The 16,204-nt window shown below is 72.7% G+C and carries 15 protein-coding genes; 2 read left to right on the plus strand and 13 right to left on the minus strand.

Features of this window, described 5'->3' with window-relative positions:
* Positions 1-8 precede the first annotated feature (8 nt).
* From C6361_RS23160 to pyrR, 6 genes are read right to left on the minus strand one after another with little or no spacing between them, the layout of a single operon-like run.
* Positions 9-1,070 carry a quinone-dependent dihydroorotate dehydrogenase gene (locus C6361_RS23160; protein ID WP_107268991.1) on the minus strand — a complete coding sequence of 354 codons (1,062 nt, stop codon included), beginning with the start codon at positions 1,068-1,070 and terminating at the stop codon, positions 9-11.
* A complete protein-coding gene (carB, locus tag C6361_RS23165; RefSeq protein ID WP_107268992.1) occupies positions 1,067-4,390 on the minus strand; it encodes a carbamoyl-phosphate synthase large subunit in 3,324 nt (1,107 codons plus the stop codon). The genes C6361_RS23160 and carB overlap by 4 nt, the downstream gene beginning before the upstream one ends.
* Positions 4,390-5,508 carry a glutamine-hydrolyzing carbamoyl-phosphate synthase small subunit gene (gene carA / locus C6361_RS23170; protein WP_107262809.1) on the minus strand — a complete coding sequence of 373 codons (1,119 nt, stop codon included), beginning with the start codon at positions 5,506-5,508 and terminating at the stop codon, positions 4,390-4,392. The genes carB and carA overlap by 1 nt, the downstream gene beginning before the upstream one ends.
* Complete coding sequence (locus tag C6361_RS23175; RefSeq protein ID WP_234358963.1) at positions 5,508-6,818, minus strand: dihydroorotase; 1,311 nt, start codon at positions 6,816-6,818, stop codon at positions 5,508-5,510. Before C6361_RS23175 ends, carA begins: the two co-directional genes overlap by 1 nt.
* The gene (locus C6361_RS23180) at positions 6,815-7,738 is read right to left on the minus strand and encodes an aspartate carbamoyltransferase catalytic subunit (RefSeq protein ID WP_107262810.1); all 924 of its coding nucleotides are present in this window, start codon (positions 7,736-7,738) and stop codon (positions 6,815-6,817) included. Before C6361_RS23180 ends, C6361_RS23175 begins: the two co-directional genes overlap by 4 nt.
* Positions 7,738-8,319: a bifunctional pyr operon transcriptional regulator/uracil phosphoribosyltransferase PyrR gene (gene pyrR / locus C6361_RS23185; protein WP_107262811.1), complete on the minus strand. Its 582-nt coding sequence runs from the start codon at positions 8,317-8,319 to the stop codon at positions 7,738-7,740. The genes C6361_RS23180 and pyrR overlap by 1 nt, the downstream gene beginning before the upstream one ends.
* 283 nt (positions 8,320-8,602) lie before the next feature.
* Here pyrR and C6361_RS23190 point away from each other — a divergent pair, with 283 nt between their 5' ends.
* On the plus strand, positions 8,603-9,091 hold the full coding sequence (locus tag C6361_RS23190; protein WP_101366736.1) for a transcriptional regulator: 489 nt from the start codon (positions 8,603-8,605) through the stop codon (positions 9,089-9,091).
* A gap of 601 nt (positions 9,092-9,692) precedes the next feature.
* Here C6361_RS23190 and nusB read toward each other — a convergent pair.
* The 5 genes from nusB to C6361_RS23215 all read right to left on the minus strand — a co-directional run bounded on the left by nusB (position 9,693) and on the right by C6361_RS23215 (position 13,266).
* Positions 9,693-10,103 (minus strand): transcription antitermination factor NusB, encoded by a 411-nt coding sequence (nusB, locus tag C6361_RS23195; RefSeq protein WP_199853543.1) that lies wholly within the window; start codon positions 10,101-10,103, stop codon positions 9,693-9,695.
* 23 nt (positions 10,104-10,126) lie between these two features.
* Positions 10,127-10,684, minus strand: coding sequence for an elongation factor P (gene efp / locus C6361_RS23200; RefSeq protein ID WP_107262813.1), 558 nt, complete (start codon positions 10,682-10,684; stop codon positions 10,127-10,129).
* A 61-nt stretch (positions 10,685-10,745) separates the two neighbouring features.
* Positions 10,746-11,189, minus strand: a complete 444-nt coding sequence (gene aroQ, locus C6361_RS23205; RefSeq protein WP_107262814.1) for a type II 3-dehydroquinate dehydratase — start codon at positions 11,187-11,189, stop codon at positions 10,746-10,748.
* Entirely contained in the window at positions 11,186-12,262 is a 1,077-nt protein-coding gene (gene aroB, locus C6361_RS23210) for a 3-dehydroquinate synthase (protein WP_107268994.1), read from the minus strand. Before aroB ends, aroQ begins: the two co-directional genes overlap by 4 nt.
* A gap of 11 nt (positions 12,263-12,273) precedes the next feature.
* Positions 12,274-13,266 (minus strand): YafY family protein, encoded by a 993-nt coding sequence (locus tag C6361_RS23215; RefSeq protein ID WP_107268995.1) that lies wholly within the window; start codon positions 13,264-13,266, stop codon positions 12,274-12,276.
* Between the two features lie 84 nt (positions 13,267-13,350).
* Here C6361_RS23215 and C6361_RS23220 point away from each other — a divergent pair, with 84 nt between their 5' ends.
* Positions 13,351-14,094 (plus strand): alpha/beta fold hydrolase, encoded by a 744-nt coding sequence (locus tag C6361_RS23220; RefSeq protein ID WP_107268996.1) that lies wholly within the window; start codon positions 13,351-13,353, stop codon positions 14,092-14,094.
* Between the two features lie 389 nt (positions 14,095-14,483).
* Here C6361_RS23220 and C6361_RS23225 read toward each other — a convergent pair whose 3' ends face one another.
* Entirely contained in the window at positions 14,484-14,999 is a 516-nt protein-coding gene (locus C6361_RS23225) for a shikimate kinase (RefSeq protein ID WP_107268997.1), read from the minus strand.
* A complete protein-coding gene (gene aroC, locus C6361_RS23230; protein WP_107262820.1) occupies positions 14,999-16,177 on the minus strand; it encodes a chorismate synthase in 1,179 nt (392 codons plus the stop codon). Before aroC ends, C6361_RS23225 begins: the two co-directional genes overlap by 1 nt.
* Positions 16,178-16,204: the final 27 nt, after the last annotated feature.

Below are 16,204 nucleotides of genomic sequence, written 5' to 3' on the forward strand. Positions count from 1 at the left end.
CCCGGGGCTCACCGCCGGCTCGCCCGGGCCACCGCGCGGACCAGTCCCGGCCCGCCGTAGACGAAGCCGGTGTAGAGCTGCACCAGGCTGGCCCCGGCGTCCAGCAGCGCGGTGCCGTCCGCCGGGTCGAGGATGCCGCCCACCCCGACCACCGGCAGCGCCCCGCCGGTCTCGCGGTGCACGAAGGAGACCACCTCGCGGGTACGCGCCGTCAGCGGCCGCCCGGAGAGCCCGCCCGCCTCGCCGGCCCGGTGCGCGTCGGCGGCGGCGATCCCGTCCCGGCCCAGCGTGGTGTTGGTGGCGATCACCCCGGCGGCGCCCCGGTCCAGGCAGACCGCCAGCAGTTCGGCGATGGCCGGCTCGGTCAGGTCCGGGGCGATCTTGACCAGGATCGGCTTCTCCCCGACCAGCGCGGTCAGCAGCGCGTCGAGGTGCGCCCGGTCCTGGAGCGCCCGCAACCCCGGGGTGTTCGGCGAGGAGACGTTGACCGCGAAGTAGTCGCCGTACGGCGCCAGCGCCCGGTACGAGGCGAGGTAGTCGGCGACGGCGTCGTCCAGCGGGGTGACCTTGGACTTGCCCAGCGAGATGCCGAGCGGCACCCCCAGCGGCCGGCGCAGCGCGGCCAGCCGGGCGGCCAGCGCCTCGGCACCGGCGTTGTTGAAGCCCATCCGGTTGATCACGGCCGCGCTCTCCGGCAGCCGGAACAGCCTCGGCCGGGGGTTGCCCGGCTGCGGGTGCGCGGTGACCGTACCCACCTCGACGAAGCCGAAGCCGAGCGCGGGCCAGGCCGGCAGCGCGGCGCCGTCCTTGTCCATCCCGGCGGCCAGCCCGACCGGGTTGGGGAAGCCGATCCCGAAGACGGTGCGCGGGGCGGAGACGGCGTACCGGGCCCGCAGCGCGGCCAGCGCGGCCGGGCTGCGGGAGAGCCCGGCCAGCCGGCGCAGCGTCCACTCGTGCGCGGTCTCGGCGTCGCCGCCGCCGAGCCGGAACAGCGCCGGCCGGACGATCCGGTCGAAGACCGCTCCCCCGCCCGCCGTGCCCCGGCCCGGTTCCGTCGTCGTCGCGCTCACTCGCCGGCCCGCAGCGCCGCGTGCAACTCCTGCAACGGCCGCACCGACATGTCGCCGCGGATCAGCGCCTCGATCCCCATCACCGCCGCCGCCGCGCCGGGCACGGTGGTGATGCACGGGGTGTCGGCGCCGACCGCCGCGCTGCGGATCTCGTACCCGTCGGAGCGCGCGCTCGCCCCGGAACCCTGCGGCGTGTTGATCACCAGGTCCACCTCGCCGGCCGCGATCAGCGAGACCGCGTCCGGCGAGTCGGCGCCCTCCTCGTAGTGCTTGCGGATCAGCGTGCAGGAGATGCCGTGCCGGCGCAGCACCTCACCGGTGCCGGTGGTGGCGACGATCTCGAAGCCGAGGTCGGCGAGGCGCTTGACCGGGAAGATCATGCCGCGCTTGTCCCGGTTGGCCACCGAGACGAAGACCCTGCCCCGGACCGGCAGCGAGCCGTACGCCGCCGCCTGCGACTTGGCGAAGGCGTGCCCGAAGGCGGTGTCGATGCCCATCACCTCGCCGGTGGACTTCATCTCCGGGCCGAGCAGCGAATCGATGCCCTTGCCGGTCGGGGTCCGGAACCGCTTGAACGGCAGCACCGCCTCCTTCACCGCGACCGGCGCGTCGACCGGGGTGGTGGTGCCGTCGCCGGTCGGCGGGAGCAGCCGCTCGGCGCGCAGCTCGGCGATGGTGGCGCCGAGCATGATCCGGGCCGCCGCCTTGGCCAGCGGCACCGCCGTCGCCTTGGAGACGAACGGCACGGTACGGGACGCCCGGGGGTTCGCCTCCAGCACGTAGAGGGTGTCGTCCTTCAGCGCGTACTGCACGTTGAGCAGGCCGCGCACCCCGATCCCCCGGGCGATCTGCACGGTGTAGTGGCGTACCGCCGCCAGGTGCGAGCTGGCCAGCGTGATCGGCGGCAGGGCGCAGGACGAGTCGCCGGAGTGGATCCCGGCCTCCTCGATGTGCTCCATCACCCCGCCGATGTAGACCTCGCCGTCGGCGTCGCAGAGCGCGTCCACGTCGATCTCGATCGCGTCGTCGAGGAAGCGGTCCACCAGTACCGGATGGTCCGGCGAGATGTCGGTGGCCCGGGTGATGTACCCGCGCAGCGTCTCGTCGTCGTAGACGATCTCCATGCCCCGCCCGCCCAGCACGTACGAGGGCCGGACCAGCACCGGATAGCCGATCTCGGCGGCGATCGCCTGCGCCTCGGAGAACGAGGTGGCGGTGCCGTGCGCCGGGGAACGCAGCCCGGCCCGGTCCAGCAGCGCGCCGAACGCGCCCCGCTCCTCGGCCAGGTGGATCGACTCCGGGCTGGTGCCGACGATCGGCACCCCGGCGTCCTTGAGTCGCTGCGCCAGACCCAGCGGGGTCTGCCCGCCGAGCTGCACGACCACGCCGACCACGCCCGGCCCGCCGGCCGCCCTGCCCGAACTGTCCTCGGAGTGCCAGACCTCCAGCACGTCCTCGAAGGTCAGCGGCTCGAAGTAGAGCCGGTCGGCGGTGTCGTAGTCGGTGGAGACGGTCTCCGGGTTGCAGTTGACCATCACGGTCTCGTAGCCGACCGCCCGCAGGGCCATCACCGCGTGCACACAGGAGTAGTCGAACTCGATGCCCTGGCCGATCCGGTTCGGCCCGGAGCCGAGGATCAGCACCTTCGGCCGGTCCGAGGCGGTCACCTCGGTCTCTTCCTCGTAACTGCTGTAGTGGTACGGAGTACCGGCGGCGAACTCGGCGGCGCAGGTGTCCACGGTCTTGTAGACCGGGCGTACCCCGAGCCGGTGCCGGAGCGTGCGTACCCCGTCCTCGGCGGCCAGCTCCGGGCGGAGCGCCGCGAGCTGCCGGTCCGAGATGCCGGCCCGCTTGGCCCGGCGCAACAGCTCCTCGTCGAGTACGGCCGCGGCGACGATCTCGGCGCGCAGCTCGACCAGCCCGGCGATCTGGTCCAGGAACCAGGGGTCCATTCCGCCGGACGCCTCCGACACCTGCGCCACCGAGGCGCCGAGCCGCAGCGCCCGCTCGACGGTGTAGAGCCGCCCGTCGTGCGGGGTGCCCAGCGCGGCGAGGGTGTTCTCGCACGTGGCGCCCGCCGGGTCCGGCACGGTCCAGAAGCCGCCCTCCTTCGTCTCCATCGAGCGCATTGCCTTGTTCAGCGCCTCGGGGAAGTTCCGGCCCAGGCTCATCGCCTCACCGACCGACTTCATCGTGGTGGTGAGTTCCTTGTCGGCGGCCGGGAACTTCTCGAAGGCGAACCGGGGGATCTTCACCACCACGTAGTCGAGGGTCGGCTCGAAGGCGGCGGGAGTCTTCAGGGTGATGTCGTTCGGGATCTCGTCCAGGGTGTAGCCGACGGCCAGCTTCGCGGCGATCTTGGCGATCGGGAAGCCGGTCGCCTTGGAGGCGAGCGCGGACGAGCGGGAGACCCGGGGGTTCATCTCGATCACGACCAGCCGGCCGTCGCGCGGGTTGACCGCGAACTGGATGTTGCAGCCGCCGGTGTCCACCCCGACCTCGCGGAGCACCGCGATGCCGAGGTCACGCAGCCGCTGGTATTCCCGGTCGGTCAGGGTCATCGCCGGTGCGACGGTGACGCTGTCCCCGGTGTGCACCCCCATCGGGTCGACGTTCTCGATCGAGCAGACCACCACGACGTTGTCGTGCCGGTCCCGCATCAGTTCGAGTTCGTACTCCTTCCAGCCGAGCACGCTCTCCTCGATGAGTACCTCGTGCACCGGGCTGGCGGCGAGCCCCGCCCCGGCGATCCGCTCCAGGTCCTCGTCGGTGTGCGCCATCCCGGAGCCGAGCCCGCCCATCGTGAACGACGGCCGGATCACCACCGGCAGGCCGAGTTCGCCGACGGTGGCCCGGACCTCGTCCATGGAGTGGCAGACCCGGCTGCGCGGGGTCTCGCCGCCGGCCTTGGCGACGATCTCCTTGAAGAGCTGCCGGTCCTCGCCGCGCCGGATCGCGTCGATGTCGGCGCCGATCAGCTCGACACCGTACTTGGCGAGCACCCCGGACTCGTGCAGCGCGACCGCGGTGTTCAGCGCGGTCTGGCCGCCCAGGGTGGGCAGCAGCGCGTCGGGTCGCTCCTTGGCGATCACCAGCTCGACGAACTCCGGGGTGATCGGCTCGACGTAGGTGGCGTCGGCGAACTCCGGGTCGGTCATGATGGTCGCCGGGTTGGAGTTGACCAGGCTGACCCGCAGCCCCTCGGCGCGCAGTACCCGGCAGGCCTGGGTACCGGAGTAGTCGAACTCGCAGGCCTGGCCGATCACGATCGGCCCGGAGCCGATCACCAGTACGTGCTTGAGGTCTGTCCGCCTGGGCATCAGGAGCCCTTCTTCTCGATCAACTCGGCGAAGCGGTCGAAGAGGTAGTCCGCGTCGTGCGGGCCGGCCGCCGCCTCCGGGTGGTACTGCACGGTGAACGCGGGCACGTCCCTGGCCCGCAGCCCCTCGACCACGTTGTCGTTCAGGCAGACATGGCTCACCTCGACCCCGCCGAAGTCGGTGTCGATCACCTGGTTCAGCGGCGCGTCGACCGCGAACCCGTGGTTGTGACTGGTCACCTCCACCTTGCCGGTGGACTGGTCCAGCACCGGCTGGTTGATGCCCCGGTGCCCGTACCCCAGCTTGTAGGTGCCGAAGCCGAGCGCCCGGCCGAGGATCTGGCTGCCGAAGCAGATCCCGAAGAGCGGAACCTGCCGGCGCATCACCTCGCGGGCCAGCCCGGCCGGATGGTCGGCGGTCGCCGGGTCACCCGGGCCGGGCGAGAAGAAGACCGCGTCGGCGCCGGTGGCCAGCAGGTCGTCGATGCTCGACGACGCCGGCAGCACGTGCGTGGTGACCCCGCGCGCGGCGAGCCGGCGCGGCACGTTCCGCTTGATCCCCAGGTCGAGCGCGGCCACGGTGAACCGGTGCTCCCCCTCGGCCTGCACCACGTACGGCCGGGGCGTGGTCACCTCGGCGGAGAGGTCGGCCCCCTCCATCCGGGGTGCCTCGCGGACCCGGGCCAGCAGCTCGTTCGGGTCCTCGGTCAGGCTCGACACCCCGACCCGCATCGCGCCGCGCTCCCGCAGGTGCCGGGTGAGCGCCCGGGTGTCCACCCCGGCGATCCCGACCACGCCCTCGGTGGCGAGCCGGTCCTCCAGGGCGCCGGTGGCCCGCCAGTTCGAGCCGATCCGGGCCGGGTCCCGGACGACGTACCCGGCCACCCAGATCCGGCCCGACTCGTCGTCCTCGGGGTTCACCCCGGTGTTGCCGATGTGCGGCGCGGTCTGCACCACCACCTGGCGGTGGTACGACGGGTCGGTCAGGGTCTCCTGGTAGCCGGTCATCCCGGTGTTGAAGACCGCCTCGCCGAAGGTCTCCCCCACGCTGCCGTACGCCTCGCCCCGGAAGCTCCGGCCGTCCTCCAGGACCAGGATCGCCGGTCGACGCCGACTCATCACCGCACCGCCTTTCCGTCCAGCACCGTCGGCTCGCCGCGCAGGAAGGTCGCGACGATCCGGCCGGGCAGGGTGAGCCCGGCGTACGGGGTGTTGCGGCTGCGGCTGGCCTGCTCGCCCGGGTCGATGGTGCGACGGGCCGCCGGATCCACCAGGGTCAGGTTGGCCGGTACCCCGGGTGCCGGGTCGCGGCCGTGCTCGACCAGCCCGGCGATCCGGGCCGGGGTCCGGGACATCCGCTCGGCGATCAGGTCCCACCGTTCGCCGAGTACGTCGAGCAGCACCGAGAGCGCCGTCTCCAGCCCGAGCATGCCCGGCCGGGCGTACGCCCACTCGCACTCCTTGTCCTCCAGCGCGTGCGGGGCGTGGTCGGTGGCGACGATGTCGACGATCCCCTCGACCAGCGCCTCGCGCAGCGCGGTGACGTCGGCGGCGGTCCGCAGCGGCGGGTTCACCTTGAACACCGGGTCGTAGCTGGTGGCCCGTTCGTCGGTGAGCAGCAGATGGTGCGGGGTCACCTCGGCGGTGACCCGTACCCCGCGCTTCTTGGCGTGCCGGAGCACCTCGACGCTGCCGGCGGTGGAGAGGTGGCAGACGTGCAGCCGGCTGCCGACGTGCTCGGCCAGCAGCACGTCCCGGGCGATGATCGCCTCCTCGGCGACCGCCGGCCAACCGGTCAGGCCGAGCCGGGTCGAGACCTCGCCCTCGTGCATCTGGGCGCCCTCGGTCAGCCGGGGCTCCTCGGCGTGCTGCGCGATGACCCCGTCGAACGCCTTGACGTACTCCAGGGCCCGGCGCATCAGCCGGGGGTCGGCGACGCAGTGCCCGTCGTCGGAGAAGATCCGCACCCGGGCGGCGGACTCGGCCATCGCGCCCAGCTCGGCCAGGTGCTCGCCGGCCAGCCCGACGGTGACGGCACCGATCGGCTGCACGTCGACCAGCCCGGCCTCGCGGCCGAGCCGCCAGACCTGCTCGACCACCCCGGCGGTGTCGGCGACCGGCGAGGTGTTCGCCATCGCGCAGACGGCGGTGTAGCCCCCCAGCGCCGCCGCCCGCGAGCCGGACTCGACCGTCTCGGCGTCCTCCCGGCCCGGTTCCCGCAGGTGCGTGTGCAGGTCGACCAGGCCGGGCAGCGCGACCAGCCCGTCCCCGTCGACCACCCGCGCCCCACGGGCGGCCAGGCCCCGGCCCGCCTCGGCCACCACGCCGCCGGTGAGCAGCAGGTCGGTCGGCTCGGCGCCGACCACCCGCACTCCCCGGATCAGGTACGCGGCGCCCGGGTCACCTCCGGCCGTCAACTCGGTCTTCACTTCATTCCCCCCAGCAGCAGGTACAGGACGGCCATCCGGACGGAGACGCCGTTGGCGACCTGTTCGACGATCGTGGAGCGGGGCGAGTCGGCCACCTCGGGCGCGATCTCCATCCCGCGGTTCATCGGACCCGGGTGCATCACGATGGCGTGGTCCGGCAGTCGGGCCATCCGGGGTCCGTCGAGCCCGTACCGCCGGGCGTACTCCCGGGCGGACGGGAAGAAGGAGTCGGCCATCCGCTCCCGCTGCACCCGCAGCATCATCACCACGTCCGAGGTGGGCAGCACCGCGTCGAGGTCGTACGACACCTCGGTGCCGGGCGCGAGCGCCGTGCCGATGTCGACCGGGATCAGCGTCGGCGGGCCGACCAGGGTCACCTTGGCGCCGAGGGTGGCCAGCAGCAGCACGTTGGAGCGGGCGACCCGGCTGTGCAGCACGTCACCGACGACCGCGACGGAGAGCCCGGCGATCCGCCCCAGTCGGGACCGCATCGTGTACGCGTCGAGCAGCGCCTGGGTCGGGTGCTCGTGGGTGCCGTCCCCGGCGTTGAGCACCGAGCCGTCGACCCAGTTGGCGAGCCGGTGCGGCGCACCGGAGGCGGGGTGCCGGATCACCACCGCGTCGGCGCCCATCGCCTGGAGGGTCAGCGCGGTGTCCTTCAGGCTCTCGCCCTTGGAGACGCTGGAGCCCTTGGCGGAAAAGTTGATCACGTCGGCGGAGAGCCGCTTCGCCGCCGCCTCGAAGGAGATCCGGGTCCGGGTGGAGTCCTCGTAGAAGAGGTTGACCACGGTACGGCCGCGCAGCGCGGGCAGCTTCTTCACCTCGCGGCCGGCCACCGTCGCCATCTCGGCGGCGGTGTCCAGGATCAACGTCGCGGTCGCCGCGTCGAGATCCGCACCGGAAAGTAGGTGTTTGAGCACTATGCCGCCCCTCCGATCAGCTTGACCTCGTCGGCGCCGTCGGTCTCCGCGAGTGTCACCTTGACGCTCTCGGCGAGCGCCGTCGGGATGTTCTTCCCCACATAGTCGGCCCGGATCGGCAACTCCCGGTGGCCCCGGTCGACCAGCACGGCGAGCTGTACCGAACTCGGCCGGCCGAGTTCGGTGAGCGCGTCCAGGGCGGCCCGGACGGTCCGGCCGGAGAAGAGGACGTCGTCGACCAGGATCACCCGCTTGCCGTCGATGCCCTCCGGGGGAACCTGGGTCGGCCCGATCGCGCGTACCGCGTGTCGACGGAGATCGTCACGGTAGAGAGTGATATCCAGCACACCCACCGGTACGTCGATGTCCTCGAAGGCGCTGATCCGGGCGGCCAGCCGGCGGGCCAGCGGAGCGCCCCGGGTGGGGATACCGAGCAGTACGGTGTCGGCCGCGCCCTGGGTCTTCTCCAGGATCTGGTGTGCGATTCGGTCCACCACCCGGGCCAGTTCGGCACTGGTCAGGATGACCTTCACGGACGGTGGTGGGACCGGCTGCGGCTGAGCAGCCTGCGGGTACGCCACGGCGGACCCCCTTCCCCGCCTCACGGGACGGGTCGTTAAAGGACGTCGGATTCCGGCGCTTGCCTGAGCAGGCCCGAGCCGGGGCTCTAGCCACGTTACCACTGGCCACAGGGCCGGCTCCGGCGGGCCGCTGACCGTCGGGTCAGCGAGTCGAAACCGCCCGGCTGAACACGATCTTTGTAATAGGTAGGTAACTAGCACTTGACCACGTGTCGTAATCCCCGTACCGTCACGCTCCGTAGCGATCGCTGGGGAGATCCCCGACCAGCACTGGGAGTGCCGAATGCCCTCTGAATACGCCAAGTCGTTGGGCGCGCGCCTGCGCTCTATCCGTCAGCAGCAGGGACTGTCCCTGCAGGGGGTGGAGGAGAAGTCAAACGGGCGGTGGAAAGCCGTCGTGGTCGGCTCGTACGAGCGGGGCGACCGGGCGGTGACGGTCTCCCGTCTCGCCGAACTCGCGGACTTCTACCGGGTGCCCGTCTCGGAGCTGCTGCCGGACGGCAGTGGCGTCCGTCACGAGCCGACGAACAAGATCGTGCTCGACCTCGAGCGGCTGTACGACGAGGCCTCCGAGGACCTGGCCTACGTCGCCCGCTATGCCCGAGCCATCCAGCAGCAGCGCGGTGACTACAACGGACGGGTGCTGTCGATTCGCGCGGACGACCTGCGGGCGCTCGCGATCGTCTACGACTCGTCCCCCTCCGGGCTGATCGAGCGGCTCACCGAGCACGGCGTGCTCGTCGCCGACCCCCGGGCGCTCTTCGCGTCCTGATCCCCCCGACTCGCGGGGTCCGTGCCCAGTGGGCGCGGGCCCCGCGAGCCGTTTCTGCCCTCGGATTCCCGGTTCCGGCCCTCGCCCGGTAACGGCGCCGGACGCCGGCTCCTCGGCCGGTCCCGAGGACCTGGGGCGGCGGACCGGCCGGGTCGATCGCCGCAGCGCGGCGGACCGGGCGGACCGATCGCCGCACCCCGACGCCGCGGCGCGGCGGACCGGGCGGGTCGATCGTCGCGGCGCGGCGGCCGACCAGGACATACCTGTCAACCAGACTGTCGAGCTGCCCCGCCTGCCCTCCCGAAGAGGAAGACCTCCCGAGGAGGAAGACCTCCCGAGCGGCGGTCGAGAGCCGCTTCCGACAGCACCCCCGCCGCCCGGGTCCCCCGGTCACAATCCGCATCGCCGCCGCCCGCCCGGACCCGACTCTCCCGGACGAGATCGCCCACCGAGGCGACCGTCGGCTCCGGTGGGCGCACAAGCGGGGCAGCTCTACAGTCCCGCTCACAGACAATGCCCGGGAGGCCGGCAACCGGCACCGCGACGGGGCCGGCCGCCAGGCGAAGGGACGGGTGATGCGCTGCGCTCAGCGCGTCGCCGCTCAGCGCGTCGCGTACTCGGCGATCCGGCCCAGGAGGCCGTTGAGGAATCGCGGCGAGTCGTCGGTCGACATCTGCCGGGCCAGCTCGACCGCCTCGCTGATCGCCACCGCGTCGTCGATCTCGTCGACGTAGAGCAGCTCGTAGATGGCGATCCGGGCGAGGTTGCGGTCGACGACCGGCATCCGGTCCAGCGTCCAGCCCTCGGCGTAGCTGTCGATCAGCTCGTCGATCCGGGCCTGGTACTCCGCCACGCCCTCGATCAGGCCGATCGCGTAGTCCAGGTGCTCCGGGCGCGGCTGTTCCAGCCGCTGGAGATAGCCGGCCAGCACCTCGGCGACGGGCCGGGTCCGCACGTCCGCCTCGTAGAGGACGTCAAGGGCCCGCTTGCGCGCCTTGCGGCGAGCGGGCATCTGCTGCTTGGGGCCCTCCGCCATCAGGCTCGGCCGAGATAGCGGCCGTCGCGGGTGTCGACCTTGATCTTCTCGCCGGTGGTGATGAAGAGCGGCACCTGGACGGTGGCACCGGTCTCGACCGTCGCCGGCTTGTTGCCACCGGTGGACCGGTCACCCTGTAGGCCCGGCTCGGTGTAGGTGATCTCCAGCACCACGCTGGTCGGCAGCTCGACGTAGAGCGGCACACCCTCGTGGGTGGCGACGATCGCCTCCGCCTCGGGCAGCAGGTAGTTGGCCGCCTCGCCGACCGTCCCGCCGGGCACCGGAATCTGGTCGTACGTCTCCAGATCCATGAAGACGTAGTCCTCGCCGTCGGCGTACAGGTATTGCATGGTGCGCTTGTCGACGGTGGCCGTGTCGACCTTGGTACCCGCGTTGAACGTCTTGTCGACCACCTTGCCGGAGAGCACGTTCTTCAGCGTGGTGCGCACGAAGGCACCGCCCTTGCCGGGCTTGACGTGCTGGAACTCCACGACGGCCCAGAGCTCGCCGTCGAGGTTGAGAACCAGACCATTCTTCAGGTCGTTGGTGGTGGCCATTTCCTGCCTTGATCTTTAATTCGGGCGGACAGACCCGGCAAGTCTACTAGGGGCGTCCAGTTCAGCCGTTGGAGCGGTCCCGCAGCGCGGCCAGGTGCAGCAGGGCGAGCCGGTAGCCGTCGACACCGAGGCCGCAGATCACCCCGGTCGCCACCGCCGAGACCACCGAGTGGTGCCGGAACTCCTCCCGGGCGTGAATGTTCGAGATGTGCACCTCGACCAGCGGGCCACGGAGCATCGCGCAGGCGTCCCGGACCGCATAGGAGTAGTGCGACCAGGCGGCCGGGTTGAGCACCACCGCCGCCTCCTCGTCGGCCGCCTGGTGCAGCCAGCCGAGCAACTCCGACTCGGCGTCGGTCTGCCGGACCCGTACCTCCAGCCCCAGCTCCCGGCCGGTCGCCTCGCAGCTCGCCACCAGGTCGGCGTAGCTGGTGGCGCCGTACACCTCGGGCTGCCGGATGCCGAGCCGGCCCAGGTTTGGCCCGTTGAGCACGTAGACCCTCATCCGGCCACCTCGGCGTACGCGTCGCGCAGCAGCTCGTCGTCCGGACCGTCCAGGATGCCGGGCTCGGCCAGCCCGTCCAGCACCACGAAGCGCAACCGGTTGCCCCGGGCCTTCTTGTCCACCCGCATCGCGGCCAGCAGCTCCGGCCAGGCGTCCGCCCGATAGCTCGTCGGCAGCCCGAGCGTGGTCAGTACGGTCCGGTGCCGGGCCGCCGTCGGCTCGTCGAGCCGCCCGGCCCGCCAGGCCAGCCCGGCGGCGTAGACCTGGCCGACGGAGATCGCGTGCCCGTGCCGCCAGCGGTAGCCCTCGACCTTCTCGATCGCGTGCCCGAGGGTGTGGCCGTAGTTGAGGATCTCCCGCCGGCCCGCCTCGCGCAGGTCGCCGGAGACCACCTCCGCCTTGACCCGGACCGCCCGCTCGACCAGCTCGCGGACCACCTGCCCGGTCGGATCCGTCGCGGCGGTCGGGTCGGACTCGATCAGTTCGAGGATGGCCGGGTCGGCGATGAAACCGCACTTCACCACCTCGGCCAGCCCGGCCGTCAGGTCGACCGCCGGCAGCGAGTCCAGCATCGCGAGGTCGCAGAGCACCCCGACCGGCGGGTGGAAGGCACCGACCAGGTTCTTGCCGGCGGCCGTGTTGACGCCGGTCTTGCCGCCCACCGCCGCGTCGACCATACCGAGCAGCGAGGTCGAGACCGGCACCCAGCGCACCCCGCGCAGCCAGCAGGCGGCGACGAAGCCGGCCAGGTCGGTGACGGCGCCGCCGCCGACCCCGACCACCGCGTCGGTACGCGTGAAGCCCGCCGCGCCCAGCCGCGCCCAGCAGGCGGCGGCGACCTCGATGTCCTTGCCCGCCTCGGCGTCCGGCACCGGCACGGTCAGCGGCTCGGTCCCGGCGGCCCGGAGCCGCTCGGCCAGCTCGTCGGCCTGCGCCTTCAGCGGCGGGGCGTGCAGCACGGCGACGCGCTGGGCACCGTCCAGCAGGGGCGGCAGCGCGGCCAGCAGGTCCCGGCCGACGAGTACGTCGTACGGCCGCTCGCCGCCGACCGGGATTCGGGTCAGCTCGTCCATCGGGCTAGAGCCTAGAGGATCGGGTCCGCCGCCAGTGGTGGCCGGCGAGCCGCGTACCCGGCGAGCGTGCCGGCGTAGCCGGTGACGGCGGTACGCAGCTCGTCCGGGCGGAGCACGGTGAACGGCCAGCCCAGCCCGGCGAGGAGCTGGGCCATCCCGGTCAGGTCCTCGGCCCGGGCCCGCAACAGGATGCCGTCGGCGGTTGCGGTCAGCTCGGCGGCGCTGGGCGGCACCCGTCGCCGGGCCTGTTCCAGGTCGGTCTCCAGCAGCACCTCGACCTCCCAGCGGTACGGCACCTCGGCCAGCGACCGGGTGACGTGCCCGACCGGATCGAAGCCCTCCGGCACCGTGAAGGTCCCGGTCCCGGTGGCGGTGGCGACCGAGGCGATCCGGTCGAGCCGGAAGGTGCGGATCTCGTCGCGTCGGTGGTCGTGGCCGGTGACGTACCAGCGACCGGCGTGGAAGACCAGGCCGTACGGGTCGAGGTCGCGTACCGACGCCTCGCCGCGCCAGGAGCGGTAGTCGATGGTGACCCGGTGCCGGGAGCGGGTCGCCGCGCCGAGCGCGAGCAGGGTCGCGGTGGCCGGACGGGGCGAGGCGGCCGGCCGTCGGAGGCTGAACCCGAGGCTGCGGGTCAACCCGTCGAGCCGGTCGGCGAGCGGTTCGGGCAGTACCCGGCGGATCTTCGCCTCGGCGAGCCCGGTGGCGGGTGCGGCGGTGCCGAGGCCGAGCTGTTCGGCGGCGACCAGTCCGAGCAGTACGGCCACCGCCTCGTCGTCGGTGAGCATCAGCGGCGGCAGCCGGTAGCCGGGCTGGAGCCGGTAGCCGCCGTACCTCCCCCGGGCGGCGGTCACCGGGATGCCGAGTTCGACCAGGGTGTCGGCGTAGCGCCGGACGGTCCGCTCGTCGACACCGAGCCGGGCGGCCAGCTCGGCACCGGTCAGCCGGTGCGAACCCTGCAACAGCTCCAGCATCCCGAGCACCCGGGCGGCGGGATGTGGCACGGGTCACCCTCCTAATCCGGGCGGAAGTCGCCCGGATTCCACCGTACCGTCGTCACCGGATCGTCCGACAGAAGGAGCAGACAGATGGCCACGTACGTCCTCGTCCCCGGTTTCTGGCTCGGCGCCTGGGCCTGGCGGGAGGTGACCGAGGGGCTGCGCGCGGCCGGGCACCGGGCGTACCCGATGACCCTGACCGGGTTGGCCGACCGGGCCCACCTGGCCGGCCCCGACGTGGGTCTGGAAACGCACACCGCCGACATCGTCGGACTGGTCGAGGCGGAGGAGCTGCACGACGTCGTACTCGTCGGGCACTCCGGCGGCGGGATGCCGGTCCAGCAGGCGGCGGACCGGCTCCCCGACCGGATCGCCCGGGTGGTCTACCTCGACAGTGGACCGCTGCCGGAGGGTACGGCGCAGTTCGACACCAACCCGCCGGAGGAGCAGGCGCGGCTCCGGGCGCTGATCGGCGACGGACACCTGCTGCCGCCGCCGGAGTGGGCCCCGGCCACCGACCCGAACCTGGCCGGGCTGGACGACACGGCCCTGGACCTGCTCCGCCGCCGCGCCACCGCCGAGCCGCTGCGCGCCGCCACCGACCCGGTGACGTTGCCGCACGGCGGCACGGTGCCGGCGGCGCTGATCGCCTGCACGTTCCCGGTGGAGACGGTCCGGCAGATGGTCGCGCAGGGGCACCCGTTCTTCGCCGGGCTGGTCGGCGCCGACCTCTACGGCCTGCCGACCGGGCACTGGCCGATGTTCAGCGAGTCGAAGCGCCTGACCGAGCTGCTGGACCGGATCGGCCGAGCGCTCCCGACCAGCGTCGAATAGCCGTCGGCGGCTCGGACGTCCCCCGCTGGGCACGGGTGCCCAGCGGGGCCGGCAGCTGCCCGGTCGGCCCCTGTAGGGGGCCGGCAGCTGTCCGGTGGTGAGACTGTCGAGCTGCCCCGCTTGTGCCCCCACCACGCCAGCCGGCACGTCACGGTCACCGCGTCACCGCGTCACCGCGTCGCCGCTGGAGCGCCGACCGCCGTCCCGACACCGGAGTTCCAGCCCCGTTCGTGCACCCAGCTCGACAGTCTTCGCACCGGCTACCTTCCCGGTGGCCGTCCGGGCCAACGACGGCGGCGCGGGCCCGGCGACCGGCGCGGCGGCCGTCCGGCGTACGGCCTCGGGCAGCGTCTGTCCGGCTACCGCAGCACCGCCGAACGGCCGGGGCCCTAACCGACCCGGTCGCCGGCCAGCCGGGCCAGGATCTCCTCGGCCACCTCTTCCGGGGTCCGCCCGTCGGTGACCACCGTCCAGGTGGCGACCTCGGTGTAGAGCGGTCGCCGCTGGTCGAGCAGGTGCTTGAGGGTGGCCCGGGGGTTGATCGCCAGCAACGGCCGGCCAGCGCCCAGGCCGACCCGCTTGACCGCGTCCGGCAGCTCCACCGAGAGGTAGACGACCCGGTGTCCGGCGAGTGCGGCCCGGTTCTCCTCGGCGAGGATCGCGCCGCCGCCGAGCGCCAGCACCCCGTCGAAGGAGGCCAGCGCGTCCGCCACGGCGGCCCGTTCCAGGGTACGGAAATGTTCCTCGCCGTCGTCGACGAAGATCTCCGGGATCGGCTTGCCGGCCGTCGCCTCGATGTCAACGTCGGTGTCCCGGAAGTCGACCCCGAGACCCTTGGCGACCAGCAGCCCGGTGCTGGTCTTGCCGGCGCCCATCACGCCGACCAGAACACAGACCGGCGCCATCAGTGGATCACCAGGTTGTCGAGGTAGCCGGCGAGGTTGCGGCGGATCTCGGCGACCGAATCGCCGCCGAACTTCTCCAGTGCCGCCTCGGCCAGCACCAGCGCGACCATCGTCTCGGCGACGATCGCGGCGGCGGGCACGGCGCAGACGTCGGAGCGCTGGTTGATCGCGGTCGCCGGCTCGCCGGTCGCCACGTCCACGGTGGAGAGTGCCCGGTTGAGCGAGGAGATCGGCTTCATCGCGGCGCGTACCCGCAGTGGCTCGCCGGTGGTGATCCCGCCCTCCAGGCCACCGGCCCGGTCGGTGACCCGACGTACCCCGGTCGCGGTGGGGACGATCTCGTCGTGCGCCACCGAGCCCCGGGACCGGGCCTGCTGCCAGGCGTCACCGATCTCCACACCCTTGATCGCCTGGATGGACATCAGCGCGGCGGCGAGCCGGGCGTCGAGCTTGCGGTCCCACTGCACGTGGCTGCCCAGCCCCGGCGGTACGCCGTAGCCGAGCACCTCGACGATCCCGCCGAGGGTGTCGGCGTCGGCCTTGGCGGCGTCCACCTCGGCGACCATCCGGGCGCTGGCCTCCGGGTCGAGGCAGCGCAGCGGGTCGGCGTCGATCCGCTCGGCGTCCTCGGGGCGGGGCTGTAGCCCGGGTTTGGCGGCCACCGAGCCGAGTTCGACCACGTGCGAGACGATCTCGATGCCGAGCGCCTGCCGGAGCAGGGCCCGGGCGACGGTGCCGACCGCGACCCGGGCGGCGGTCTCCCGGGCGCTGGCCCGTTCCAGGATCGGTCGGGCGTCGGTGTGGCCGTATTTCTGCATGCCGGCCAGGTCGGCGTGCCCGGGTCGGGGGCGGGTCAGCGGCGCGTTGCGGGCCTGACCGGCGAGCAGCTCCGGGTCGACCGGGTCGGCCGCCATCACCGTCTGCCACTTCGGCCACTCGGAGTTGCCGACCCGGATAGCCACCGGGCTGCCCAGGGTCAGGCCGTGCCGGAGACCGCCGATGATCTCGACCTCGTCCCGCTCGAAGGCCATCCGGGCGCCCCGGCCGTAGCCGAGCCGACGGCGACCCAACTGGCGGACGATCTCCTCGCTGGTCACCTCGACCCCGGCCGGCAACCCTTCCAGCACCGCAACCAGGGCGGGACCATGGGACTCTCCCGCCGTCAACCAGCGCAACACGACCAACCCTCTCCTCGTCGCGACCGG

This window comes from Plantactinospora sp. BC1 (assembly GCF_003030345.1).
GTDB lineage: Bacteria > Actinomycetota > Actinomycetes > Mycobacteriales > Micromonosporaceae > Plantactinospora.

Bases quoted from the DNA above. Each gene is read 5' to 3' on its own strand.
- C6361_RS23220 (WP_107268996.1), top strand. From the start codon at position 13,351: ATGGCCACGTACGTCCTCGTCCCCGGTTTCTGGCTCGGCGCCTGGGCC.
- aroB (WP_107268994.1), bottom strand. From the start codon at position 12,262: ATGGACGAGCTGACCCGAATCCCGGTCGGCGGCGAGCGGCCGTACGAC.
- carA (WP_107262809.1), bottom strand. From the start codon at position 5,508: ATGAGTCGGCGTCGACCGGCGATCCTGGTCCTGGAGGACGGCCGGAGC.
- nusB (WP_199853543.1), bottom strand. From the start codon at position 10,103: ATGCCCGCTCGCCGCAAGGCGCGCAAGCGGGCCCTTGACGTCCTCTAC.
- aroQ (WP_107262814.1), bottom strand. From the start codon at position 11,189: ATGAGGGTCTACGTGCTCAACGGGCCAAACCTGGGCCGGCTCGGCATC.
- carB (WP_107268992.1), bottom strand. From the start codon at position 4,390: ATGCCCAGGCGGACAGACCTCAAGCACGTACTGGTGATCGGCTCCGGG.
- efp (WP_107262813.1), bottom strand. From the start codon at position 10,684: ATGGCCACCACCAACGACCTGAAGAATGGTCTGGTTCTCAACCTCGAC.
- C6361_RS23225 (WP_107268997.1), bottom strand. From the start codon at position 14,999: ATGGCGCCGGTCTGTGTTCTGGTCGGCGTGATGGGCGCCGGCAAGACC.
- C6361_RS23190 (WP_101366736.1), top strand. From the start codon at position 8,603: ATGCCCTCTGAATACGCCAAGTCGTTGGGCGCGCGCCTGCGCTCTATC.